Source organism: Burkholderia sp. L-4 (assembly GCF_056856535.1).
In genome coordinates, this window is sequence record NZ_JBXEOX010000002.1 from 962,508 (window position 1) to 985,722 (window position 23,215).

25 protein-coding genes and 1 pseudogene are annotated in these 23,215 nt (G+C 66.2%); 14 read left to right on the forward strand and 12 right to left on the reverse strand.

Annotated features, from left to right (window positions below):
* Positions 1–8 precede the first annotated feature (8 nt).
* Positions 9–860, reverse strand: coding sequence for an ion transporter (locus tag AC1VVG_RS21100; protein ID WP_069704376.1), 852 nt, complete (start codon positions 858–860; stop codon positions 9–11).
* An 84-nt stretch (positions 861–944) separates the two neighbouring features.
* Entirely contained in the window at positions 945–1,754 is an 810-nt protein-coding gene (locus AC1VVG_RS21105) for a TlpA family protein disulfide reductase (RefSeq protein WP_175027020.1), read from the reverse strand.
* Between AC1VVG_RS21105 and AC1VVG_RS21110 the strand changes: the two genes are divergently transcribed.
* Positions 1,744–2,169 (forward strand): hypothetical protein, encoded by a 426-nt coding sequence (locus tag AC1VVG_RS21110; RefSeq protein ID WP_175027021.1) that lies wholly within the window; start codon positions 1,744–1,746, stop codon positions 2,167–2,169. The genes AC1VVG_RS21105 and AC1VVG_RS21110 overlap by 11 nt on opposite strands.
* 148 nt (positions 2,170–2,317) lie before the next feature.
* Here AC1VVG_RS21110 and AC1VVG_RS21115 read toward each other — a convergent pair whose 3' ends face one another.
* Together AC1VVG_RS21115 and AC1VVG_RS21120 are read right to left on the reverse strand one after the other, a co-directional pair.
* Positions 2,318–2,911: a DUF4410 domain-containing protein gene (locus tag AC1VVG_RS21115; protein ID WP_034189610.1), complete on the reverse strand. Its 594-nt coding sequence runs from the start codon at positions 2,909–2,911 to the stop codon at positions 2,318–2,320.
* A gap of 222 nt (positions 2,912–3,133) precedes the next feature.
* Complete coding sequence (locus AC1VVG_RS21120) at positions 3,134–4,123, reverse strand: hypothetical protein (RefSeq protein WP_034189609.1); 990 nt, start codon at positions 4,121–4,123, stop codon at positions 3,134–3,136.
* Positions 4,124–4,313: 190 nt separating this feature from the next.
* Between AC1VVG_RS21120 and AC1VVG_RS21125 the strand changes: the two genes are divergently transcribed.
* A complete protein-coding gene (locus AC1VVG_RS21125; RefSeq protein ID WP_059560115.1) occupies positions 4,314–5,039 on the forward strand; it encodes a class I SAM-dependent methyltransferase in 726 nt (241 codons plus the stop codon).
* A gap of 186 nt (positions 5,040–5,225) precedes the next feature.
* Here the strand turns inward: AC1VVG_RS21125 and AC1VVG_RS21130 are convergent, their stop codons facing one another.
* Together AC1VVG_RS21130 and AC1VVG_RS21135 are read right to left on the reverse strand one after the other, a co-directional pair.
* Positions 5,226–5,702, reverse strand: coding sequence for a GNAT family N-acetyltransferase (locus AC1VVG_RS21130; RefSeq protein WP_059560024.1), 477 nt, complete (start codon positions 5,700–5,702; stop codon positions 5,226–5,228).
* A 208-nt stretch (positions 5,703–5,910) separates the two neighbouring features.
* Positions 5,911–6,948, reverse strand: coding sequence for an aldo/keto reductase (locus tag AC1VVG_RS21135; protein ID WP_049031081.1), 1,038 nt, complete (start codon positions 6,946–6,948; stop codon positions 5,911–5,913).
* 126 nt (positions 6,949–7,074) lie between these two features.
* Here AC1VVG_RS21135 and AC1VVG_RS21140 point away from each other — a divergent pair, with 126 nt between their 5' ends.
* Both AC1VVG_RS21140 and AC1VVG_RS21145 read left to right on the forward strand, forming a co-directional pair.
* Positions 7,075–7,962: a LysR family transcriptional regulator gene (locus tag AC1VVG_RS21140; RefSeq protein WP_034191147.1), complete on the forward strand. Its 888-nt coding sequence runs from the start codon at positions 7,075–7,077 to the stop codon at positions 7,960–7,962.
* A gap of 3 nt (positions 7,963–7,965) precedes the next feature.
* A pseudogene (locus tag AC1VVG_RS21145) lies at positions 7,966–8,301 on the forward strand (class I SAM-dependent methyltransferase); the annotation flags it as partial.
* 45 nt (positions 8,302–8,346) lie between these two features.
* On the opposite strand, the gene AC1VVG_RS21150 reads toward AC1VVG_RS21145, so the two are convergent.
* Positions 8,347–8,769: a hypothetical protein gene (locus AC1VVG_RS21150; protein WP_034188580.1), complete on the reverse strand. Its 423-nt coding sequence runs from the start codon at positions 8,767–8,769 to the stop codon at positions 8,347–8,349.
* 249 nt (positions 8,770–9,018) lie between these two features.
* Here AC1VVG_RS21150 and AC1VVG_RS21155 point away from each other — a divergent pair, with 249 nt between their 5' ends.
* The 3 genes from AC1VVG_RS21155 (at position 9,019) to AC1VVG_RS21165 (ending at position 10,577) form a co-directional block, all read left to right on the forward strand.
* Positions 9,019–9,459: an Hsp20/alpha crystallin family protein gene (locus AC1VVG_RS21155; protein ID WP_069704380.1), complete on the forward strand. Its 441-nt coding sequence runs from the start codon at positions 9,019–9,021 to the stop codon at positions 9,457–9,459.
* Positions 9,460–9,474: 15 nt separating this feature from the next.
* On the forward strand, positions 9,475–9,882 hold the full coding sequence (locus tag AC1VVG_RS21160) for an Hsp20/alpha crystallin family protein (protein WP_482836148.1): 408 nt from the start codon (positions 9,475–9,477) through the stop codon (positions 9,880–9,882).
* Positions 9,883–10,013: 131 nt separating this feature from the next.
* Positions 10,014–10,577, forward strand: a complete 564-nt coding sequence (locus tag AC1VVG_RS21165) for an Hsp20/alpha crystallin family protein (protein WP_034188577.1) — start codon at positions 10,014–10,016, stop codon at positions 10,575–10,577.
* A gap of 93 nt (positions 10,578–10,670) precedes the next feature.
* On the opposite strand, the gene AC1VVG_RS21170 is transcribed toward AC1VVG_RS21165, so the two are convergent.
* The 4 genes from AC1VVG_RS21170 to AC1VVG_RS21185 all read right to left on the reverse strand — a co-directional run bounded on the left by AC1VVG_RS21170 (position 10,671) and on the right by AC1VVG_RS21185 (position 13,523).
* The gene (locus tag AC1VVG_RS21170) at positions 10,671–11,012 is read right to left on the reverse strand and encodes a hypothetical protein (RefSeq protein WP_034188576.1); all 342 of its coding nucleotides are present in this window, start codon (positions 11,010–11,012) and stop codon (positions 10,671–10,673) included.
* A 127-nt stretch (positions 11,013–11,139) separates the two neighbouring features.
* On the reverse strand, positions 11,140–11,394 hold the full coding sequence (locus tag AC1VVG_RS21175) for a hypothetical protein (RefSeq protein ID WP_034188622.1): 255 nt from the start codon (positions 11,392–11,394) through the stop codon (positions 11,140–11,142).
* A gap of 107 nt (positions 11,395–11,501) precedes the next feature.
* Positions 11,502–13,124, reverse strand: coding sequence for a chaperonin GroEL (groL, locus tag AC1VVG_RS21180; protein ID WP_482836150.1), 1,623 nt, complete (start codon positions 13,122–13,124; stop codon positions 11,502–11,504).
* A gap of 81 nt (positions 13,125–13,205) precedes the next feature.
* A complete protein-coding gene (locus AC1VVG_RS21185; protein ID WP_034188621.1) occupies positions 13,206–13,523 on the reverse strand; it encodes a co-chaperone GroES in 318 nt (105 codons plus the stop codon).
* Positions 13,524–13,867: 344 nt separating this feature from the next.
* Here AC1VVG_RS21185 and AC1VVG_RS21190 point away from each other — a divergent pair, with 344 nt between their 5' ends.
* A complete protein-coding gene (locus AC1VVG_RS21190; protein WP_049030128.1) occupies positions 13,868–14,167 on the forward strand; it encodes an ArsR/SmtB family transcription factor in 300 nt (99 codons plus the stop codon).
* A 31-nt stretch (positions 14,168–14,198) separates the two neighbouring features.
* Positions 14,199–15,551, forward strand: a complete 1,353-nt coding sequence (locus AC1VVG_RS21195) for a pyridoxal phosphate-dependent decarboxylase family protein (protein WP_482836152.1) — start codon at positions 14,199–14,201, stop codon at positions 15,549–15,551.
* 3 nt (positions 15,552–15,554) lie between these two features.
* Here the strand turns inward: AC1VVG_RS21195 and AC1VVG_RS21200 are convergent, their stop codons facing one another.
* The gene (locus tag AC1VVG_RS21200) at positions 15,555–16,472 is read right to left on the reverse strand and encodes a LysR substrate-binding domain-containing protein (RefSeq protein WP_226227038.1); all 918 of its coding nucleotides are present in this window, start codon (positions 16,470–16,472) and stop codon (positions 15,555–15,557) included.
* A gap of 144 nt (positions 16,473–16,616) precedes the next feature.
* Between AC1VVG_RS21200 and AC1VVG_RS21205 the strand changes: the two genes are divergently transcribed.
* The 5 genes from AC1VVG_RS21205 to AC1VVG_RS21225 all read left to right on the forward strand — a co-directional run bounded on the left by AC1VVG_RS21205 (position 16,617) and on the right by AC1VVG_RS21225 (position 23,192).
* Positions 16,617–17,840, forward strand: a complete 1,224-nt coding sequence (locus tag AC1VVG_RS21205; protein ID WP_034188571.1) for a Zn-dependent hydrolase — start codon at positions 16,617–16,619, stop codon at positions 17,838–17,840.
* Between the two features lie 127 nt (positions 17,841–17,967).
* Entirely contained in the window at positions 17,968–18,435 is a 468-nt protein-coding gene (locus AC1VVG_RS21210) for a cupin domain-containing protein (protein WP_034188570.1), read from the forward strand.
* A gap of 208 nt (positions 18,436–18,643) precedes the next feature.
* Entirely contained in the window at positions 18,644–19,354 is a 711-nt protein-coding gene (locus AC1VVG_RS21215; protein WP_482836154.1) for a DUF6088 family protein, read from the forward strand.
* Positions 19,354–20,400, forward strand: coding sequence for a nucleotidyl transferase AbiEii/AbiGii toxin family protein (locus tag AC1VVG_RS21220; RefSeq protein WP_482836156.1), 1,047 nt, complete (start codon positions 19,354–19,356; stop codon positions 20,398–20,400). The genes AC1VVG_RS21215 and AC1VVG_RS21220 overlap by 1 nt, the downstream gene beginning before the upstream one ends.
* 353 nt (positions 20,401–20,753) lie before the next feature.
* A complete protein-coding gene (locus AC1VVG_RS21225) occupies positions 20,754–23,192 on the forward strand; it encodes a GH92 family glycosyl hydrolase (protein WP_482836158.1) in 2,439 nt (812 codons plus the stop codon).
* Positions 23,193–23,215: the final 23 nt, after the last annotated feature.

Genomic DNA, 23,215 nt, shown 5'->3' on the forward strand with positions numbered 1-23,215 from the left:
GCCCGGTCTTATTCCGCCGGCGGCGTGGCCGGGCGTGAATCGTGCGCCGCGGCACCGGCCGCATCGTCCTTCGGCAACACGCTGCCGCAATGCGGGCAACAGCCGGCACGTGCATCGCCCGCGCGCTTGCGCTCGAGCGCCGACGCGACGAGTTCCGCGCCCATGATCCCCGTCGGAAACGCGATGATCCCGTAGCCGAGCAGGATCGCGCACGACGTGATCAGCCGGCCGAGCGGCGTGACGGGCGTGAGATCGCCGTAGCCGGTCGTGCTCATCGTCACCGCCGCCCAGTAGACGCCCACCGGAATGCTCGTGATCCCGTGCTCGGGCCCTTCGACGAGAAAGATCACCGTGCCGAGAATCACGACGAGCACGAACATCCCGCCGATGAACACGAAGATCTTGCGACGCGCGCGCGCGAGTGCGCGGATCAGCATCTGCCCTTCCTCGAGATAGATCGACAGCCCGAGAATGCGGAACACGCGCAGCAAGCGCAGCAGCCGCACGTCGATCAGCGCATGCAGGCCGGGGAAGAAGAACGCGAGATAGGTCGGCAGCACCGACACGAGATCGACGATACCGAAGAAACTGCGCGCATACGCGGCGGGCTGCTTCGCGGTGAACAGACGCAGCAGGTACTCGGCCGAAAACAGCAGCGTGAACGCCCATTCGGCCGCGTAGAGCGTGCGGCCGTATTGCGCGTGCAGTTCCTGCACGCTGTCGGCCATCACGACGAGCACGCTCGCGACGATCAGCGCGAGTACCGCGACGTCGAGCTTGCGGATGAACGACGGACGATGCACGCATTGCCGGACGGCATCGCGTACCGTGTCGAAGGCGGTCGGATTCAGCGAATTCATGCGCCCGAGTGTACGGACGACGCGCCGCAGGGCCTATCGGACGTGTCTGATTCCGGTGCCGCCCAACCGGCCGCCCCGCGGGCGTTACTGCCCGAAGCGTTGCGCGATGGCATCCTTCAGCCGCGCGGCGGTCAGCTCGCCCATGTGCGACTCGACGAGTTCGCCTCGCGCGTTGAAGAACAAGGTGGTCGGCAGCCCGCGCGAGCCGTACGCATGCATCGCATGCAGCGACGGATCGAGCAGCACGTGATCGAAGCGCAGGCCCTTTTGTTCGAGGAATGCGCGCACGACCTGCGCATTTTCGCCCTGGTTGAGCATCAGCACCGTGATGCCGGGATGGTCGCGCTGCGCCTGTTCGAGAATCGGCATTTCGCGCTGGCACGGCGGGCACCACGTCGCCCACAGGTTCACGACCACCGGCTTGCCGACGAAGCTTGCCGGCAACACGGGCGCGGCATCGAGCGCGCGGAGTTGCAGCGCGGCCAGCGGCGCGGCGCTCTGCTGCAACGTCGCCAGCGTGCCTTGCGCGATCCCCCACGCACCGAGGCCCGCGACGATGCCGGCCAGCACCGGTCGACGCAGCGCGGGCAGGCGGCGCAAGCGCCAGCCCGCGAACACCAGGGCGGCCGCAACACCGATACGCCAGTCGAAACCGCCGTCGCCGAGCGCGACGATCGAGCGCGGCGATGCCGCATAGTCCGGCCACCACTGCGCGACGTAGCCGGCGCGCGCGGCGATCAGCCCGAGCAGCAGCACGTCCAGGATCAGGCTCGAGGCGGTCTTGTGATGTCCGTCAGGCGGGCGGCGCTGGATGAAACGCGCGACGAGCCACGCCAGCAGCGCGGCGGCGGCGACCGCGACGACGCGAATCGAGAAGGGACCGATGCTCAGCATGAAAGGGATGGGTGGAGGTGAACGAGCGGGGAAGGAGAAGGGATTGTCCGCCGCGGCGAAGAAACCGTCGACGGTCATGCGGCGTTTCGACCGGTTGCCGCGCAACGCGGTTCCCTTCGAGAACGTAACGGCGTGTTGCGGATTCTGTGAACGCGCGTGGAGCAGGACCGTGACCGACATTCGGAAGGGCTGCGAATCAGACTGGTCTGATGGTCAGCGGAATACCGCTCGTCAACAATACGCATACCGGCGAGATGTGGTGTCCTCCGGTATCCCGAACAGGGATCTCTCCTTGACGGCCGCTCCTTTTGCGAGCGGCCGCTTTTTCAGCGCGGTGCATGCGGGCGTGAATGCCTTGTGGCGGTCGGTGGGCGCGGCCGCAATCCGGTTCATATCGGCTGGTTCAACGGAATAGGAACGCTGCCACATGCGAGCACAGGGCATTCACTCGCGCATTGCTTGACGCCCGGCTTGCGCTCGGCGCGGCCGTTCGTCGCCGGCGGCACGGGGATGCCGCCGTGGCTCGACGCGCCGCGCATCCGCGGCCCGTCGAGCGTCGAGTCTTACAGCTTCTTCGAAGCAGCCGGTGCCGCGTCAGCCTGCTGCGCGCCGGCCGCCGGTTCGAGCGTGGTCAGCGTCTTCTCGGTGAACTTCTCGTACAGCCAGTTCATGCGCGTATCGTCCATCCCGCCGGCGATGCCGCCGAGTGCATACGATGCCGACACCTTGAAACGGTCGATCGGGTGGTTGTCGGCGTCGAGCAGCGTCACGGTGCCGTCGACGTGATCGTTGCCGGCCATGAAACCGAACATGACGGCGGAGAAGCTCGAGCGCACGCGAATACTGTTGACTTCGACGTTCAGATGCATGGCATCGGTCGAATCCGCCTTTGCCAGCAGCTTGCGTGCATCCAGCGCGCTTTCGATTTTTTCCTGCAGTTTCTTCGCGTCGAACTTCAGGTTGTCTTTCAACGCTTCCTGCGCGGCATTGTCGAGCGTGACCTTCACGATCACGGGTTTCGTGCCGAATTTCGTCGTCGATGCGGTCACGGCGGCCCCGGCCGGATCGCTGGCGTCGCGTGTCACGCTGCTGGCGCAGCCCGACAGGAAGCCGATCGTCACGAATGCCAGCGCGGCGTGGCGGAAAAGAGATTTCATGATTTGGTCTTTTGATTTGGGTTATTTGAATTGGCTCTGTGGCCGGGCGGGAATTTAACACGGGGCGACCGGATTCAATTCGACGAATAGATCGAAAATCGAATCGGTGTTTATTCGTCGCGGTGTGAGTACGCCAATGAATGGCCGGGACAATGCACGGTGAGTGGTGAACGGCGATGGGGATTCGCCATTGCGTTTGCGAGGTCGTCTATTGACGAGCGATTACTGGCCGTTGCGGGATGCCGATTCGCCTAGCCGATACGCGGTGAAGAACTCGTACCACGGCGACCCTTCCGTAACCGGTACGCCGAGTGCCGACGTCCGCCGTTTCAGCGCGCCGAATACGTCGTTGATGAGTGCGATCCGCGCCGGGTCGCCAAACGGTACCGGTTGCGCCCGCCCCGCGGCGAACGTCCCGTACGCGATTGCCAGCAGGCGTGCCGGGTCATCGGTGCCCGCGATGGCTGCGTCGATCCTTTCGACGAGACGCGGCCGGTCTTCGGCGCGCGACCCGGACAGGCACAGGAACACGAGCGCCGACAGTTCATGCAGGTCCTTGACCTGCAGCAACGCCGGCAGCCGCGCGACGATCCGCTCGACCGGTTCGTCGCGCAGCGCATCGCCGAAGTCGAGCACGGCGGTCATCGGATTGCGGTCCGCATTCAGCCGATCGAGCGCAGGCACGCTGGCGGGCGCGGCTGCCGGTGCAGATCGCAGCGCGTCGGCCACCTGCTGCGTCCATGCCGGAAAGATCATCCTGACGTTGCCGAATTGCTCACCGCCTTCCGCCGCCGGATTCCACCGGTACACGATCGTGCCGCCGTGAATGAACGGCGAATACAGGTGCTCGGGCGTTTGCGGCAGCGGCCGCCGGTTGATCGGCAGCCACGCGAGCGTCAGCCAGTCGTAATGGCCCGTCGCCGGCACGGCGGGGCTCGAACTCGCGACGACCTGCCACGTGCCGCGATTCGCGTAGCGGCGGCGCGCGTCGGGCACTGGGACGGTGCGGCCTTTCGCGGTGTCGAAAACCGTCGTGCCGGTGACGTTCTGCCCGCTGTCCTTTGCCGGCGTGATGGTCGAGATGACCCACGACGCGCCGTCCGCCGCACGGTAGTCGGACGGCTTCAGCGTCGCGACGTCGTGCACCATGCGCGTTTCCGCCGCGACGGCGCTCGGCGGGAGATCGGCGGGGGCGGCCAGGATGCTCGGCATGGATTTTCCTCGGAATCGGGTGCGCATCGTCGAACGGGGCGATGCGCGGCGGCACGGGTTGTTTCCCGTAACTGTAGGACGTCGCGGCCGGAAACGGAAACCGGCCGGATGGCCAATCCGCCCGCGCCGTTCGCCGCTTCGGCTTACCATGCGCATCCTGGGCAACGACGAATACCGGGCGGAAGCGGACATGACGAACACGAAAGCCATCACCGAACACTGGACGCAGGTGGCCGACCAATGGATCGGCTGGGCCGGCAAGCCGGGCCACGACGCATTCTGGAAATACCGCGCCGGGCTCGCGGCCTACATCGGCCGCGGCACCGGCACCGCCCTGGAGATCGGCTGCGGCGAGGGCCGCGTGAGCCGCGAGCTGAAGGCGCTCGGCTACGACGTGACCGCGAGCGACGCGGTGCCCGCGATGCTCGACGCCGCGCGTCATGCCGATTCCGCGCATCGCTATCAACTGGCCGACGCGGCGGCGCTGCCGTTCGACGATGCCAGCTTCGATCTCGTGATGGCGTACAACGTGCTGATGGACCTCGACGACATGCAGCGCGCGTTGCACGAGGCGCGCCGCGTGCTGAAGCCGGACGGGCTGCTGTTCATCTCGCTCGTGCATCCGTTTCGCGATCGCGGCGGCTTCGCGGGGCCGCAGCCCGACGCGCCGTTCGTGCTGAAGGGCAGCTATTTCGGGCGCGCGCATTTCGACGGTGTGGAAACGCGCGACGGGCTGTCGATGCACTTCGCGGGCTGGTCGCTGCCGCTGCAGGCGTACATGGAAGCGCTGGAAGCGGCGGGGCTCGCGATCGTGTCGCTACGCGAGCCGCCGCCCGATCACGCCGATACGGATCAACTGAAGCAATGGGCGCGCGTGCCGCTGTTTTTGTGGATCAAGGCGCGGCCGGTGGGGTGAGCGCGGGCGGTCAAGGTCGGGCGACGACGATGGGTTCGCCTGTCCGGATGAGAACATGAATTGACGCGTTGAACGGGTAGCCGTGGGGATGCAGAAACCGATGGAACGACGGATCTCGTATCCCCTGGGCTACTGTGGCTTGTCGACGTGAGACGGCCAGCATTCCGACACCCATTTTCATCCCTTTCAGCGCGACAACTCCTTCCGGTAGAGCACGGCCCCCGGCTTTTCCGCGACGGTGTCGTACAGCCGCATCGCCGTGTGATTCGTCTCGTGCGTTTGCCAGTACACGCGTTCGGCGCGATGCGCACGCGCGGTGTCGTACACGGCCTCGATCAGCGCGCGGCCGACGCCCTGGCCGCGCTCGCTGTCGAGCGTGAACAGGTCCTGCAGGTAGCAGGTCGGTCCGGCCAGCGTCGTGCTGCGGTGATACAGGAAATGCACGAGCCCGACGAGCCGGCCTGCGCGCTCGGCAACGAGCGCATGCACCGGTTCGTAGGCGTCGAAGAAGCGCGACCACGTGAGCTGCGTGATGCGCATCGGCAGGGCCGTGTCGTCGAAACGGCCGTAGAAGCGGTTATAGCCGTCCCACAGCGGCAGCCACTGGTCGTAGTCGTCTTCCGTGACCGCGCGTACGGTCAGTCCGGTGTCGTTGGCATTCATGTTGGCGGGCCTTTCGATGAGAACGGCGCGCGCGGCCGATCCGGCCGACGCGTCGCAGGTCTCTACGATAGGAAGTTCACGGCACCATGGGTAGGCCCAGGCCGGCGGCATTTCATGGTGCCACGGCCAACCCGCAAGCAGCCGCGCAACAGGATCATGACGACCCGGCAACACGTTCGGGATGCGCGGACGGGTACGGCGCGGAGGCTTACCCGCGCAGCGGCGGGTTCAACCGCGCGAACGCCGCCTGCCGGCGATACGGGAAGTACGGATAAGGCGCTTCGACAGCACTCGCCGCATCGAGCTTCGCGACCTGCGCATCGGTCAGCGCCCAGCCGACCGCGCCGAGGTTCTGCCGCAACTGTTCCTCGTTGCGCGCGCCGACGATCACCGACGACACGGTCGGCCGCTGCAGCAGCCAGTTCAGCGCGATCTGCGGTACCGTCTTGCCGGTTTCCTCCGCGATCGCGTCGAGTGCATCGACCACGTCGTACAGGCGTGCGTCGTCGACCGGCGGCCCGTAGCTGGCCGTTTCATGCAGGCGGCTGCCTTCGGGCAGGGGCGCGTTGCGGCGGATCCTGCCGGTGAGCCGGCCCCAGCCGAGCGGGCTCCACACGAGTGCGCCGAGGCCCTGGTCGGCGCCGAGCGGCATCAGGTCCCATTCGTAGTCGCGGCCGACGAGCGAGTAGTAGACCTGGTTGGCGACATAGCGCGACCAGCCGTGCCGATCGGCCGCTGCGAGCGATTTCATGATCTGCCAGCCGGCGAAGTTCGAGACGCCGATGTAGCGCAGCTTGCCCGCGCGCACGAGATCGTCGAGCGTCGACATCACTTCCTCGACCGGCGTGCCCGCATCGAATGCGTGCAGCTGCAGCAGGTCGATGTAGTCGGTGTCGAGGCGGCGCAGTGCGTCGTCGACGGCACGCACGAGCCGCGCGCGCGACGTGCCTGCATCGTTCGGACCGTCGCCGGTCGGCAAGCCCGTTTTCGTCGAGATCAGCACCTGGTCGCGACGCCCCTTGATCGCCGCGCCGAGCACGCGCTCGGACGCGCCGTCCGAATACACGTCGGCCGTGTCGAACAGGTTGACGCCGGCTTCGAGGCAAATGTCGACGAGGCGGCGCGCTTCATCGACGCCCGTGTTGCCCCATGCGCCGAACAGCGGGCCGGTGCCGCCGAAGGTGCCTGCGCCGAAGCTCAGGACGGGAACCTTGAGGCCGGAACGGCCGAGCGTACGGTATTCCATCTGCGTTTCCTTTGGTCGGGTGAGCGAGCGGGGCCGCATGTCGATCGTCGGCCACTCAATGTACCGTTTGCGACTTTTCCTGATAATCCTGAAGATAGCGAAAATATCCTTCGGAAGAGGCGAACAATGCTGCTCGACAACCTCGCGCTGTTCCTGCGCATCGTGGAGAAGGGCGGGCTGGCCGCGGCGGGCCGCGAGGTCGGCCTGTCGCCGGCCACGGTGTCCGAGCGGCTGACGGCGCTCGAGCGCCACTACGGCGCGGCGTTGCTCACGCGCACGACGCGCGCGATCAGCCTGACCGACGAGGGCCGCACGCTCGTCGACGGCGCGCGGCGCCTGCTGGCCGAGGCCGACGAACTCGAAAGCCGCGTGCGGCTCGGCGTGCAGACATTGTCGGGGCCCGTGCGGCTGAGTGCGCCGGCCGATCTCGGGCGCGAGCGCGTGGTGCCCGTCGTCGATGCGTTTCTGGCCGAGCATCCAGGCGTGACGGTCGACCTGCATCTCGGCGACGGCTACGTCGATCTCGTCGGCCAGGGGCTCGATTTCGCGATCCGCCGGGGCACGCTTGCGGACAGTTCGCTGCGCAGCCGTTTGCTCGGCCGCGCGCGGCGCGTGGTGTGCGCGTCGCCTGCGTATCTCGCCGCGCACGGCACGCCGGTGCATCCGGACGAGCTCGCCGCTCACGACTGCATCGTGATGCGCTTCGGGCCGGACCTGTATGCCGAATGGCCGTTCAGCATCGATGGCGAACCGAAGCGCGTGATGGTGCGTGGCCGCCGCGTGGCCAACGACGGCGCGCTCGTGCGCGCGTGGTGCATCGCGGGGCATGGCGTTGCGCTGAAGTCGCTGGTCGACGTCGAACAGGATCTGGCGTCCGGCGCACTGGTCGAGGTGCTCGGTGCGTTCTCGCCGGGCGACGTCGATCTGCAGATCGTCTATCCGGGCAGCGCCGCGCAGCCGAGGCGCGTGCGTGCGTTGATCGACAGGCTGGCGCAGGCGCTGGCGACGACGTGACACGCGAGCGACGCGGTGCCCGCGATGCTCGACGCCGCGCGTCATGCCGATTCCGCGCATCGCTATCAACTGGCCGACGCGGCGGCGCTGCCGTTCGACGATGCCAGCTTCGATCTCGTGATGGCGTACAACGTGCTGATGGACCTCGACGACATGCAGCGCGCGTTGCACGAGGCGCGCCGCGTGCTGAAGCCGGACGGGCTGCTGTTCATCTCGCTCGTGCATCCGTTCCGCGATCGCGGCGGCTTCGCGGGGCCGCAGCCCGATCACGCCGATACGGATCAACTGAGGCAATGGGCGCGTATGCCGCTGTTTCGGTGGATCAAGGCGCGGCCGGTCGGGGTGAACGTCCGACCTGGCACACCCGGCGCAACGGCCTTCCCGTCATCCGGCCAGGCTGTTTTCGGGCGGCGGACCGGCCGGTCCGCGGATCGGTGGCGTCGTACTCAGCTTTTCCGACAGCATCCGCTCGTACACGCCGAAGTGCAGGTCGACCTCCTTTTGCGTGACGGGGGTGACCGTGATGTTGATCTGCTCGGGCAGCAGGCCCAGCACGACCGCCACCGCCGCTTCAAGTTGCGGTGCACAAACCTGGTCCTCCGCCATCGTCGTGCCGACCAGCACGTCGTAGGTCCGCTCCTGCCGGCAGACGACTTCGACGAGCCGCGCCCGCGCGCTCATGTTGTGGTCGATCGCGAGCCGGACGACCTCGGTCACGGTGCGCATCGTTTCGGTCGGAAAGCCTTTCGTCGAGCGCAGCCGGACGCGATGCCTGCCCAGCGTGAGCCAGTCCGTGTCGAATTCCATGACGTTCTCCGCATGCAGTTCCGGGTCGCTGCGATGATAGGTTCCAGCACCGGAATTTCAAGTGCGAAAATCCGCCGGCCCGGCTTGAAATTTTCCGCGGAGTGCCTATCTTGATTTTCGCTTAGGCAGACGCGCGAGTGACCTCATCCCGCGCGCTGCGTGTTTCGATTTGTTTGCCGGCAGTCCGGCAGGCGAACTGGAGCGCGTAGGCCCGTTCGCCTCCCGGCTGCATTCGAGGAGGATACGATCATGAGCGATCTTTACTTCGGAACCGACTTCTTCAGCGAGTTGGACCGCCTGCAGCAGCAGATGGCGCAACGCTTCGGCGGCTTCCCGTCCAGCATCCGCGCCGGCCGGTCCGGCACGTTTCCGCAGATCAACATCGGGGCGACCGACGAGTCGATCGAGATCGTCGCGTTCGCGCCGGGAATCGATGCCAACGAACTCGATGTGTCGATCGACAAGGGACTGCTGATCATCAGCGGCGAGCGGCGGTCGACCCAACCCGACACGGGAAGCGAGACGCGCACCTATGCGCAGGAGCGCTTTGCCGGCACCTTTCGGCGCGTCATCGAGTTGCCCGACACGGCCGATCCCGACAAGGTCCAGGCGCGCTACGACAACGGCTGCCTGTCGATCAGCGTCGGCAAGCGCGAGTCGTCGAGGCCGCGCGCCATCTCTGTCCAGTAACGCAAGGAGGCGATCATGAACGACACGACCCAACTGGCTGAACGCGACCCGTCCGCAGTCACGCGTCGCGCCACGGAACAGCCCGCGCGCCGGATCACCCTCACGCCGGCCGTCGACATATACGAGGACAGCCAGGGCATCACCCTGTGGGCGGATCTGCCCGGCGTGACGAAGGACAAGCTGGACGTCAAGGTTCACGACGGCAGCCTCTCGATCGAGGCCGAGGCGGCGGTGCCGACGCCCGCCCAACTGCGCCTGCAGCATGCGGAGGTCCGGGAGCCGCACTTCGCGCGGACGTTCACGCTGTCGCCGGACTTCGACACGTCGAAGATCGAGGCGAGCCTCCGGGACGGCATGTTGAAACTGACCCTGCCGCGTCGCGACGAGGCGCGCCCGCGGCGCATCGAAGTCAAGACCGGTTGACCTTCGGCAACGGTAAATCGGGAGCCTGGGCGGCCGCGACCGTGCGGCCGCCCGTCGCGAGCCGGACGCAGGGGGCACCGGCGTCCGCTGTCACGCGGCAATCCCGGGAAAGGGCATCATCGGAGGACGCCATGAATACCGATCCGAAAAAATGGAACCCGTTCAAGTTCCTGCGCGGCGCGGCCCGCAAGTCCGACGGGGACGGTCCGGAAAACCCGCAAACGAGCGAACCGTGGCAGGCCTCGTGGCCCGACATTCCGCGACTGCTCTCGCGGGAGCCGTGGCGTGTCGTGGAGACGTTCCTTCATGACCCGTTCGCCGGCCGTGGCGCGCTCGAACGATGGTTCGGCGACTTCAGTTCGTCGCGCTTCCAGCCGCGCATCGACGTCGTCGATGAAGGGCCGGTGCTTCGCGTGACCGCCGAACTGCCCGGAATGGCGCGCGAGGATCTGAAGGTGAGCGTCGAGGACGGCGCGATCGTGCTGCGCGGAGAGAAAAAGCAGGACGTGCGCAGCGAGGAAAACGGCTGTTACCGGCTGGAGCGTGCCCATGGAAGCTTCGTGCGCACGATCCCGATGCCGGAAAACGCCGACCCCGACCGTACCTTGGCGAAGTTCGACAACGGTGTGCTGACGCTGACCGTGCCGAAATCCGAGCCGGCGCGGACCCTGAGTCGCACGATCGAGATCCACTAGGCCAGACCGGCAACGTGCCGGGGCGGCGGCCGGATACCGGGCGCACCGGGCGGTTGGCGCAGGCCGCGGCGCGGCCGGTTTTTTGTCCGCCGGTCAGGAATGACGGACGGGCGTGAAGCCGGCGACGCTCGACGCATGTCTCACGGCATCGTCCTTCGGCCCCGGTGCGATCTCGCACCAGAATTCCTGATGACGGGCACCGAGCCGACGGGCCGCCTCGTAGCGGTGAAAGTGACTGGCGAGCCAGAACCGGCAGCCGTCGAAGAACACTTTCATCGCCGGCCGTGCCGCGCGCATGGCGCCCAGCCGGATCGCGGTTTTCGCTTCTTCCAGCGCTTCGACGTCGCTTGACGCGTTGCCGAGAAGCGCGTCATCGACTGCCAGTTGCAAGAACGTCAGGTAGTCCCGCCCGAGCACGCCGGCAGGCAGTCCCATCGACGAGCGGACGGACGAACGAGGTTCGCTGGGCATGGTGATGTCCGATTCAGCGGGATGGCAGGACGATCGAGGCGCGCGCCTGTGACGCCGCAGCCTCGGCTCCGGCCCGATGGGCCGGTCGAGTTCATTCGCCGGCCATGAGATGCCGGATGACCAGCGCCGGGTCGGCGATATCCAGAATCAGGCGGCGAAGGATGCGCCTGCGCATGTGCTCTTCGTCGAGGCTCCAGGGCTCGCCCTGTTTGCCGAGATAGCGCGCGAGCGCGTCCCGGTTGTCCGTGCCCGCGGGCAGGTTCAGCCGGGCGGCCAGCAGTCCGGCCACGACGTCGTCGAGTTCGATGTCGAGCCGTTTCGAGTCGATGCAGAGTTCGAGTTTCATGTCGGTCGCCGGAAAAAAAGCGGCGCCGCGTGAATGGCAGCGTGCGGCGCCGAACGAATGGCGCCGGCCGCGACTGTTGGCCGGCGCGTGCACGACCCGCTGCCGGGTCAGTACTCGAGTTCCGGTGCGGCGGCCTGCACCGGCTTTTCGTCCTTCGGGGCGTCGGCGACCGTTGCGTCCGTCGTCAGGATCAGCCCCGCGATCGACGCGGCGTTCTGCAGCGCCGTACGCGTGACCTTGGTCGGGTCGACCACGCCTGCCTCGACGAGATCGCCGTACTCGCCGGTCGCCGCGTTGTAGCCGAAGTTGCCCTTGCTCTCGAGCACCTTCGCGATCACGACCGACGGCTCGTCGCCCGCATTCGACACGATCACGCGCAGCGGTGCCTCGAGCGCGCGCAGCACGATCCGGATGCCGGCATCCTGATCGGCGTTCGCGCCCTTGAGGTCCGACAGCGCCGCGCGTGCGCGCAGCAGCGCGACCCCGCCGCCGGGCACGATCCCTTCTTCGACCGCCGCGCGCGTCGCATGCAGCGCATCGTCGACACGGTCCTTCTTTTCCTTCATTTCGACTTCGGTGACCGCGCCGACCTTGATCACGGCGACGCCACCCGCGAGCTTCGCCACGCGCTCCTGCAGCTTCTCGCGATCGTAGTCGCTCGTCGCGTCGTCGATCTGCACGCGGATCGACTTCACGCGCGCATCGATGCGCGCCGCGTCGCCCGCGCCGTCGATGATGATCGTGTCGTCCTTGCGCACCTCGACGCGCTTCGCGCGGCCGAGATCGTCGAGCGTGGCCTTGTCGAGCTGCTTGCCGGTTTCGTCGGAGATGACCGTCGCGCCGGTCAGGATCGCGATGTCCTCGAGCATGGCCTTGCGCCGGTCGCCGAAGCCCGGCGCCTTGACGGCGGCGACCTTCAGGATGCCGCGCATCGCATTCACGACGAGCGTCGCGAGCGCTTCGGCCTCGACATCTTCCGCGACGATCAGCAGCGGCTTGCCGGCCTTCGAGGCGGCCTCGAGAATCGGCAGCAGATCGCGAATGCTCGAGATTTTCTTGTCGTGCAGCAGGATCAGCGCGTCGTCGAGATAGGCGGCCTGCTTGTCCGGATCGTTGATGAAGTACGGGCTGACATAGCCGCGATCGAACTGCATGCCTTCAACCACGTCGAGCTCGTTGTCGAGCGACTTGCCGTCCTCGACCGTGATCACGCCTTCCTTGCCGACCTTCTCCATCGCGTCGGCGATGATCTTGCCGATCGCCTCGTCCGCGTTCGCGGAAATGGCGCCGACCTGCGCGATTTCCTTGTGGGTCGAGATCGGCCTCGACAGCGTGCGCAGCTCGTCGAGCACCGCGCCGACGGCCTTGTCGATGCCGCGCTTCAGGTCCATCGGATTCAGGCCGGCCGCGACATGCTTCATGCCTTCCTGCACGATGGCCTGCGCGAGCACGGTGGCGGTCGTCGTGCCGTCGCCGGCCACGTCGGCGGTTTTCGACGCGACCTGCTTGACGATCTGCGCGCCCATGTTCTCGAAGCGCTCCTTCAGCTCGATTTCCTTCGCGACCGACACGCCGTCCTTGGTGATCACGGGCGCGCCGAAGCTGCGCTCGATCACCACGTTGCGGCCCTTCGGACCGAGCGTCACCTTCACCGCATCGGCCAGCACGTTCACGCCCTTGACGATGCGGTTACGCGCGCCGTCGCTGAATTTCACGTCTTTTGCAGCCATTTTGATTGCTCCGGAAAAAGTCGTTGATCGGAATGCCGCGCACACCGGGCCCACACCGGTGCGGCGCGGTCGAAGCGGGTGTCAGGCCGCTTGTCGGGCGGCTTGCGAGCCGGGTTCGAGTACGCCCATGACGTCCTCTTCGCGCATGACCAGCAGTTCCTCGCCGTCCACCTTGACGGTCTGGCCCGCGTATTTGCCGAAGAGCACCTGGTCGCCGACTTTCAACTGGAGCGCGCGCAGCGTGCCGTCCTGCAGCAGCCGGCCGTTGCCGACTGCGACGATTTCGCCTTGTTCCGGTTTTTCCGCCGCCGAATCGGGTATCACGATGCCCGAAGCCGTCGTCCGCTGCGTTTCGATTCGCTTGACGATAACCCGGTCGTAGAGGGGACGAATCTGCATTTCCATCTCCTGAGCGATTAAAGGATCACCAATAAGGGAATCCGGCTGCGGGTAGCGGGGCGCGTGGAACGCCGCCATGCAGCCGAGCCAATGTCTGGCGGATTGCGAAATAGAGGCGCCCGTCGCGCGCTTCAAGAGGGGGTGAAAACGGCTGTTTGTAACAAATTGTTTCGTGGCGATGGCAAGAGGTGAGGGACCGTGCCGAGGGCATATGAGGCGCGATCGCGTCGCATGGCGGTGCCCCTGAACGGCGAACGACATCGCCCGCCGACATCGCCGTTCGCCCCCTTGCCCACGTTTCGTCATTTAGCTAATATTCAAAACGTCAAACGAAACCGCATCTCATGGACGACGTCACCCGCATCAGCGCCCTGGCCAACGAAAGCCGTCTGGCCGTGCTGCGCTGGCTCAAGCAGCCGCGCGAGCATTTCCCGCCGCAGCCGCACGGCGATATCGACGCGCTCGGCGTGTGCTGCACGTACATTACCGAGAAGCTCGGCATCGCGCCGGCCACGACCACGCGCCACATGCGCATCCTCGCGGATGCCGGGCTCGTGCGGGCCACGCGTGTCGGCAAGTTCACGTACTACAAGCGGATCGACGGCGCGCTCCAGCAGCTCGGCCACGATCTCTCGCAACTCTGACGCACCGCTGATTCCCACCGAGGCAACCGACATGGACGAACTCGCACTGCTGGCCGACGCCGACCGGCGCGCGCACGCGTATCTGGCTGCAACCGCCGACCGGCGCGCGTTTCCCGACGCGGCCGCGCTGGCCGGTCTCGCCGCTTTCGACGAACCGCTGCCCGATACGGGCCGCCCGGCCGACGACGTGCTGCGCCTGCTCGACGAGCGCGGCACGCCCGCGACGGTCGCATCGAACGGCCCGAACTACTTCGGCTTCGTGATCGGCGCGACGCTGCCGGCTGCCGCCGCGGCCGAACGATTGATGCTTGCGTGGGACCAGTGCGCGTCGTCGTATGCGAATTCGCCGGTGGCCGCGACGCTCGAACGGCAGGCCGCGCGCTGGGTCGTCGACGTGCTCGCGTTGCCCGAAGGCAGCGCGGTCGGCTTCGGCACGAGCGCAACGGCCTGCACGCTCGTCGCGCTGGTGGCCGCGCGGCGCGCATTGCTCGCGCGCAAGGGCTGGGACATCGACGAGGACGGCCTGATCGGCGCGCCGGAAGTGAAGGTCGTGATCTCCGCGCTCGCGCACATCACGGTGAAGAAGGCGCTGCGCGTGCTCGGTTTCGGGATGAAGCGCATCGTCGTCGCGCCGGTCGATGCGCACGGCCGCATCGACCCCGCGCAGTTGCCGCCGCTCGACGACATGACGATCCTCTGCGTGCAGGCCGGCGAAGTGAACACCGGCGAATTCGATCCGTTCGCGGCGCTGATTCCGCTCGCGAAGGCGGCCGGCGCCTGGGTACACGTGGACGGCGCGTTCGGCCTGTGGGCGCGCGCGTCGGCGAAGCGCGCGCTGACCGACGGCATCGACGGCGCGGACAGCTGGACGACCGACGGCCACAAGTGGCTCAACACGCCGTACGACGGCGCGATGGTGATCTGCCGCGACTCGGCCGCGCTTGCCACCGCGATGAACAGCGACGCCGTCTACCTGAGCGGCGCGCGCGATGCGCAGAAGAACCTGAACCTCGAATTCTCGCGGCGTGCGCGCGGCATCCCCGTCTGGGCCGCGCTGCGTGCGCTCGGCCGCGCCGGCGTGGCCACGATGGTCGAACGGCATTGCGCGCAGGCGGCGCGGGTCGCGGACGGGCTGCGGGCGGCCGGCTACGACGTGTTGAACCGCGTCGTGCTGAACCAGGTGCTCGTGCGCGCCGGCACCGACGCGGAAACCGCGGCGGTCCTCGACGCCGCGCAGGCCTCGGGCGACGTATGGTTCGGCGCGACCGTGTGGCAGGGGCGGCCGGCGTTCCGGATCAGCGTGTCGTCGTGGCGCACGGAAGATGCGCACATCGACCGGCTCGTCGCATTGCTGACGGAGCTGCGCGGCGTGCACGTGCGCTGAGCGTCACGCGTCGGCCGTGGCCGTGATGGTTGCGGATGCAACTTTCAGGCATTCGATGAGGTGTAGCGCGGCCGGTGTCAGCCATGCATGCCGCCGCATCACGATCGCAACCGTCAACGCGGGCATCGGCTCGGCGAGATCCAGCGTGACGATTCCGCGCGACTTGCGTTCGACGTCCGCGAGCGGCCGCGCGAACACGCCGAGCGCATCCGTCTGCGACACGAGCCCGAGCGTCGCGGCAAACGACGGGCAGTGAACCACCCGCTTCGGCACGTCGAGGCCGAACGGCGTGAAGATCGAGCGCACCAGATCGTCCCCGCCTTCGCCGTAGCGCGGCACGCACCAGTGTGCATCGACGAGCTCGCGCAGCGAGCGGGCGCGCGCGAGCCGATGCCGGTTTCTCGCGACGACCGCGAACGCGGTCCGGAACAACGGAATGCTCGCGAGCGCGTCGGGGTCCGGCATCGCGTTCGACAATTGATGCGTGACGATGAAATCGAGCGAACCGTCGCGCAGCCGCGCGAGATCCGTCGCGGTGAGCGCGTCGTCGACGTTCAGTGTCGCGTCGGGCAGGTCGCGCGTGAATGCGGCGAACGCGCGCGGCAGGATCGTCAACGCGACGGTCGGACTGACCGCGATCGACACCGAGCCGGTCGTGCCCAGCCGCAACTGCTCGATCTCGTCGCGCGTGCGCTGGATCTCCTCGACGATCAGCCGCGCGCGAATCGCGAACGCGCTGCCGTAATCGGTCAGTTCGATCCCTTTCACGCTGCGCACGACGAGCGGCACGCCCAGCGCCTGTTCGAGCTCGCGCACGATGCTGCTGATGGCCGGTTGCGTGACGCCGAGCGCGCGCGCCGCGCCGCGAATGGTGCGATGCTCGGCGACCGCGAGAAACGCATCGAGTTGCTTGAGCTTCATAACCGATCGATCCGGTTGCGGGGAAGGCGCAGGGTGTCGGGTGGAACCCCGGGTGACAAGGAAAAGTTATCGTCCACAACGAAATCTTGGATTTTTCTTATTGGGTCGAGTGTATATGCTCGGGGCTTTTCAGGAGCGGTCGCGATGATTCTCGTTAACCAGCAACGGCTGTGGGATTCGCTGATGGAGATGGCGACGATCGGCGCGACCGCGCACGGCGGGAGCTGCCGGCTCGCGCTGACCGACGACGACGCGCGGGGCCGGCGCCGCTTCATCGCATGGTGCGAGGCAGCCGGCTGCGAGGTCCGCATCGATCCGATCGGCAACGTGTTCGCGCGCCGGCCCGGCACGCAGCCCGACCTGCCGGCCGTGATGTGCGGCAGCCATCTCGACACGCAGCCGCTCGGCGGACGTTTCGACGGTGTCTACGGCGTGCTGGCGGGCCTCGAAGCGATCCGCACGCTGAACGAGCACGGTATCGAAACGCGGCATCCGATCGACGTCGTCGCGTGGACCAACGAAGAGGGTTCGCGCTTCACGCCGGGCATGATGGGCTCGGCCGTTTATGCCGGCTCGCTGGATCTCGACTACGCGCTGGCCCGCCCGTGCATGCAGACGGGCGTGCTGCTGCGCGACGAACTCGAACGTACCGGCTTCGCCGGCCCCGCGCGCGAGCGGCAGATGCCCAACGCGTATTTCGAAGCGCATATCGAACAAGGGCCGGTGCTGGAGCAGGCCGGCTTGCCGATCGGCGTCGTGACGGGCGTGCAGGGCATCTACGAACTCGACGTCACGGTGAGCGGCTTCGAATCGCATGCAGGCACGACGCCGATGAGCGTGCGCCGCGACGCGATGGGCGCGGCGGCCGCGATGATCGCCGCGATCGTCGAGCACGGCCACGCATTCGACGCCGATGCGCGCGTGACGGTCGGCCATGTCGCGTGCCAGCCGAATTCGCCGAGCACGATACCGGGCAAGGTCCGCTTTAGCGTCGACGTGCGTCACCCGTCGCGGCCGGCGTTGCAGCAGCTCGTCGCCGACATCGAAGCGATCTGCTTGCGGCGCACCGCGCTGCGCGGTACGACGGTGGAAGTGCAGACCATCGCCGAATACGAGCCGGTGGTGTTCGATGCGGAATGCGTCGCACGCGTGCGGCGTGCGGCGGCCGCCGCCGGCTATCCGTACCTGGAGATGTGCAGCGGCGCGGGGCACGACGCGGTGAACCTGTCGTACGTCGCGCCGTCCGCGATGGTGTTCGTGCCGTGCAAGGCCGGCCTGAGCCACAACGAAGCGGAAGACGCCGATCCGGTGCACCTCGCGCAAGGGGCGTCCGTGCTGGCGAACCTGCTGGCCGATTGCGCGCGTTAGCCCAGGTTGGCCGCGTCGCAGGGGCGGCCTGACGCGCCTTGCAAGCGTGAAAATGTCGGACAATGACCGCTGCGTGCGCCGCGCCGGCGCCGCATTCAACTGACGCATTCACGCTTGCGAGATCCCCATGTCGACTCCCTTTCCCCGGGAACTGCTGAAGGCCGCCGATATCGAGAAGATGGAACCGACGCGCGCGGTGCATTCGCTGAATCCCAATGCCGTTCGTCTCAAGCGACAACTCAGCGACCTGACCGGCCTGACGCAATTCGGTGTTCACCTGCTCACGCTGATGCCCGGTCACGAATCGGCCGAATATCACCGCCACCTGTACGAAGAGGAGTTCGTCTACGTGCTGGCCGGCACGGGTTCGGTCACGATCGGCGAACGCGCCAGTGAAATCGGGCCGGGCGATTTCATCGGCTTCCCGCGCGGCGGCGAAGCGCATACGGTGCAGAACACCGGCGATGCGCCGCTGGAACTGCTCGTCGGCGGGCAGCGGCTCGAACACGACGTCTGCGAATACCCGCGAATTGGCAAGCGGCTTTATATCGCCGGGGAACTCGAGGATTACGTCGATCTGCCGAAGCAACGCTGATTCGGTTCCCGAGCCTGATTGCCCCATGCTAGGGCTCGTGCAACCGGCAGGCACTGACATCCGTGTAGTCGATTTTCCCGCTTCCCGCCGTCCGACCACTCGCTCCTCGAAGGGGAGATTTGTCCGAAATTTGTAGCATTTTTTCGGACACGTCACGGTTGATATTTGTCCGGAAAAAGTATACAAATTTCGGACAAGGAGAATTCGCATGTCGGATATCAGTACCCGCATCTTCACGCTCGTTCGCGCGGCGGACCCAGGCACTGTCTGGGTGCCAACCGACTTTGCGCATCTTGGCTCGCGCGACGTGATAGACAAGACGTTACAACGTCTGGTCGCCAGTGGAACCCTGCGTCGCATCGACCGGGGGCTGTACGACCTCCCGTCCCTCAATCCGCTGACCAAGCGGCCGACGGCTCCCGATTATCGTGCCGTGCTCGATGCAATTGCCCGTCGCGATCAGTTGCGTCTGCTGGTCGACGGCATGACGGCGGCTAATGACCTCGGGCTGACGGACGGGGTGCCTGCGCGCGTGACCATTCACACCGACGCGCGCCGACGTGCCGTTCAACTGGGCGAATTGCGCATCGATTTCAAGCAGACAGCTCCCAGTCGCCTTTATTGGGCAGGTCGACCCGCGATGCGTGTCGTACAGGCGCTCCATTGGCTCAAGGACACCCTGCCGGTAGACGGGGACAGGGTGCGTGGCTGGCTCGGGGCGATCCTTGCGGACCCGAAATACGGACACGTGATTTCCGCTGACCTCGCGTTGGGATTTTCACATTTGCCGACATGGATGCAGGAATTCCTGCGTGACATTCCCATTTTCGCTCAGCGGCTCGCCGATTTGCCCTTGCAGCGAATCTCCGAAGTGTCGGATGGCAAAACAGTTTTGCCGGGTGCGGGTAGGGGTGCTTGATGAACGAAGCATTTCGGGAAATCATCGCAGCTAGTGACGTGGATCGTCGCGATTTGTTCGTCGGCACGGCGACGCGCCTTGGCACGACGGTGCAGAACGTCGGGAAAGACTTCTGGGTATGTTGGGTTCTGGATGCGCTGTTCAACGGGCTGCCTGCGGGCGGCCCCCGTCTCCTGTTCAAGGGCGGCACGTCCTTGTCCAAGGGGTTCGGGTTGATTTCCCGCTTTTCGGAAGACATCGACATTACGGTGTTTCGGGGCGATCTCGGGCAGCCTGTCGAGCCGACGGATCTTGAGGCACTGAGCGGAAAGCAGCGTCGCCACCGGCTCGATGCGATACGTAATGCGTGCCGGACCTTCATTCAAGGGGACTTCCACGCAGGGTTGCATGCCTGCGCTACACGGCTCGTCTCTCAGGGTTTTACGTTGCAGTCCGACTTCGACGATGCGGATGGGCAAAGTCTGCTTTTCTGGTATCCCACGACGACGGTTCGACAAGGCGAGTACATCCGTTCCGCGGTCAAGATCGAGTCCGGCGCAAAATCAGCGCTGGACCCGCACACGATGGCGATCATCAAGCCCTACGTCGCGGACGATCTTCCGCATCTTGATTTACGTGTGATGAACGTGACGACCGTGCAGCCCGAGCGAACTTTCTGGGACAAAGTCGTGATCCTGCATGGAATACGGCAATGGTTCGAGCAGCGTGCGGAATTGCGTCACGGAGGTCAGCGAGTCTCCCGGCACTATTACGATGTACACCAACTGCTCAGTAGTCCTGAAGAATTAAAATGGATAGGGAATATCGAACTGGCCGAAGATTGTGCTCGCCATGCCCGTTTGTTTTTCGGTAGTCCGGATTTGCGACTGGACATTGCTCGGCACGGTACGTTTACGCTGATGCCGTCCGCCGGGATGCTGGATGCTCTGCGACGGGACTATACCGCCATGACCGGAATGATATTCCACGAGGTATCTTCGTTAGCCGACGTGTTGGCGAGTGTGGAGCGCCTGGAGGCAACGATCAATGCCCGATCCGACACGTGATGCGAATTCAGGCTTGAGTCTGGTTGCGTGTCGTTACTCGCGAGCGGCTCTAAATATCCTGTAAATCTTGGATAACATATTTGTTTAGATAAACAAAATAAAAATTCGTAAAAACACGGGGTAGAGAAATCACGTTTATTTGGGCACGCTTGTGCGCGTTGTCCGTTCCCGGGCGCCGGCATGTCGACATGCCGGTGCGTCCTTTTCGGGCACTCAGAATGCGGCAATAAATACATGCGTCCGGCAGTTTCGACCGATTGACCGCGTACGCGACAAGTCACGAAAAGATTCCTGATCTAAAGCTCAGTAGTTCGAACCAACAGCTTGATTCAAGAACGAAACGGAGACAGGCGATGTCGAGGAACTGGGGGTGGCGAGCGGCGCTGCTGGCGCTGTGCGTTGTGCTGGCTTCGTGCGGCGGCGACGGCGATTCGCCGTCGGTCGCGGTGTCGAATCTGTCGGCCGCGGCGCATGGGCAACGCAATGAAAACGATGACAGCACCGGCAACGAAGCATCGAAGAAAAACGCCGACATGCGCGTCGTCCAGTACGTCGATCCGCTGATCGGCACCGACTACGCGACCGATCAGCCGGCCGACCCGGTCGGCTCGGGGCTCGGCGGCGGCACGTTCCCGGGGCCGACGGTCCCGTTCGGGATGATGCAGTGGAGCCCGATGACGCCCACCGCGCAATACGACAGCCGCAAGGGCGACGGCTCCGGCTTCTCCGGCGGCTACTGGTACGGCGACACGTCGATCAACGCATTCAGCATCCTGCACCTGAGCGGCACCGGCTGCTGGGCGAATGGCGGCTACCTGAACGTGATGCCGCAGCTCGCACCGGGCGATGCCGGCACGCCGGCCAGCTTCAGCCACGCGGACGAAACCGCGCAGGCCGGCTACTACGGCGTAACGCTCGGCAACGGCATCAAGGCCGAACTGACGACGACGGTGCGCACCGGCTTCGCGCGCTTCACGTATCCGGTACTCGCGCGGGGCCAGCAGGCGACGATCGCGATCGATCCGACCGTGCTGAACAACCGTGCACAGGGCACGACGCGCGACACGATCCGCCAGGTCGGCGACCGCGCGCTGTCGGGCACGATCGCGGGCGGCGGATTCTGCTGGGCCGGGCATGCGGTGCCCGTCTACTACTACGCGGAGTTCAGCCAGCCGTTCGCGGCGAAGCCCGCGTTGTCGAACGACAGCCCCGTGACGTTGACGTTCCATGTCGACCGCAAGCAACCGGACGTGATGATGAAGCTCGGCATTTCGTTCGTCAGCGAAGCGAACGCGAAGGCGAACCTCGACGCGGAAAACCCCGGCAACGCGATGCACGGCCGGGCAGGCTGGAACTTCGACAAGGTGCGCCGCGCGGCGAGCGCCGCCTGGAACGCCCGCCTGAACGCGATCCAGGTCACCGGCGGCAGCGATGCCGACAAGACCAGGTTCTACACCGCGCTGTATCACGCGTCGCTGCATCCGAATGTATTCAACGACGTGAACGGCCAGTATCCGGACTTCCATGCATCGAACGGCGCGCCTGATGCGCCGACACGTCAGGTCGACCGGGGCCGCACGATGTACGCGAACTTCTCCGGCTGGGATATCGACCGCTCGTTCATCCAGTTGCAGGCGCTGCTCGATCCGGTGCGCACCAGCGACATCGTGCAGTCGCTCGTGCTCGACGCGAAGGCCTGCGGCGCCTTCCCGCGCTGGGCATACTTCAATACGGAAACGGCCGTGATGCCGGGCGACGCGGGATCGATCATCGCGGCGAACGCGTATGCATTCGGCGCGACGAATTTCGATACGCAGGCCGCGCTGTCGATCATGAAGCGCAGCACGGCGCCCGGCGCCGCGTGTGCCGGCACACCCGTGATGGGCAGCCGAGCGGACTACGACCGGCTCGGCTACGTGCCCGCGTCGGGCAGCGGCGACAACCAGACCGCGTCGAACACGCTCGAATACGCCGTGCGCGATTTCGCGGTGTCGCGCTTCGCGACGGCACTCGGCGATACGGCGACGGCCGGCACGCTGCTGAAGTCGAGCGGCAACTGGCGGAACCTGTTCGACAGGACGGCGATCCAGCCAAAGACGTCGGCCGGCGCGTGGGTTACCGACGGCTCCGGCTTCATGGAAGGCAACGCCGAGCAATACACGTGGTACGTGCCGCACGATCTCGCGGGCGTGGTCGCGCGGGCGGGCGGCGCCGCACCGGTCGTCGAGCGGCTCGACACGTTCTTCACGCACCTGAACGTCGGCACCGTGCAGCCGTATTTCTACGTCGGCAACGAAGTGACGATGACCGTGCCGTGGGTCTATGCGTGGGCCGGCGCACCGTCGCATACGCAGCGCGTGCTGCACGCGTCGCTCGCGAACGCGTTCGGCACCGGCGCGGCGGGGTTGCCCGGCAACGACGATCTCGGCGCGCTCTCCGGCTGGTACGTGTGGGCCGCGCTCGGTCTCTATCCGGTCGTGCCTGGCGTGAGCGGCGTCGCGCTGTCGAGCCCGCAGTTCGAGAAGATCACGGTGCGCGTCGGGCAGCAGGACGGCAGCTACCGTCTGCTGCGCATCGCCGCGCCGGGGGCGGGCTCCAGCGACGGCGCGTCGTTCTACGTGAAGTCGCTGAAGCTGAACGGCGCACCTTACCCGACCGCATGGCTGCCGTTCGAACATATCGCGCAGGGCGGGACGCTGTCGTATTCGATGACGGCCGACGCGAACGCCGCGACGTGGGGCACCGATGCGTCCGCGATGCCGTCGTTCCCGCAGGCGGCCGGCGCGCAGTAAGGCTGGACGATCAACGAGCGGTC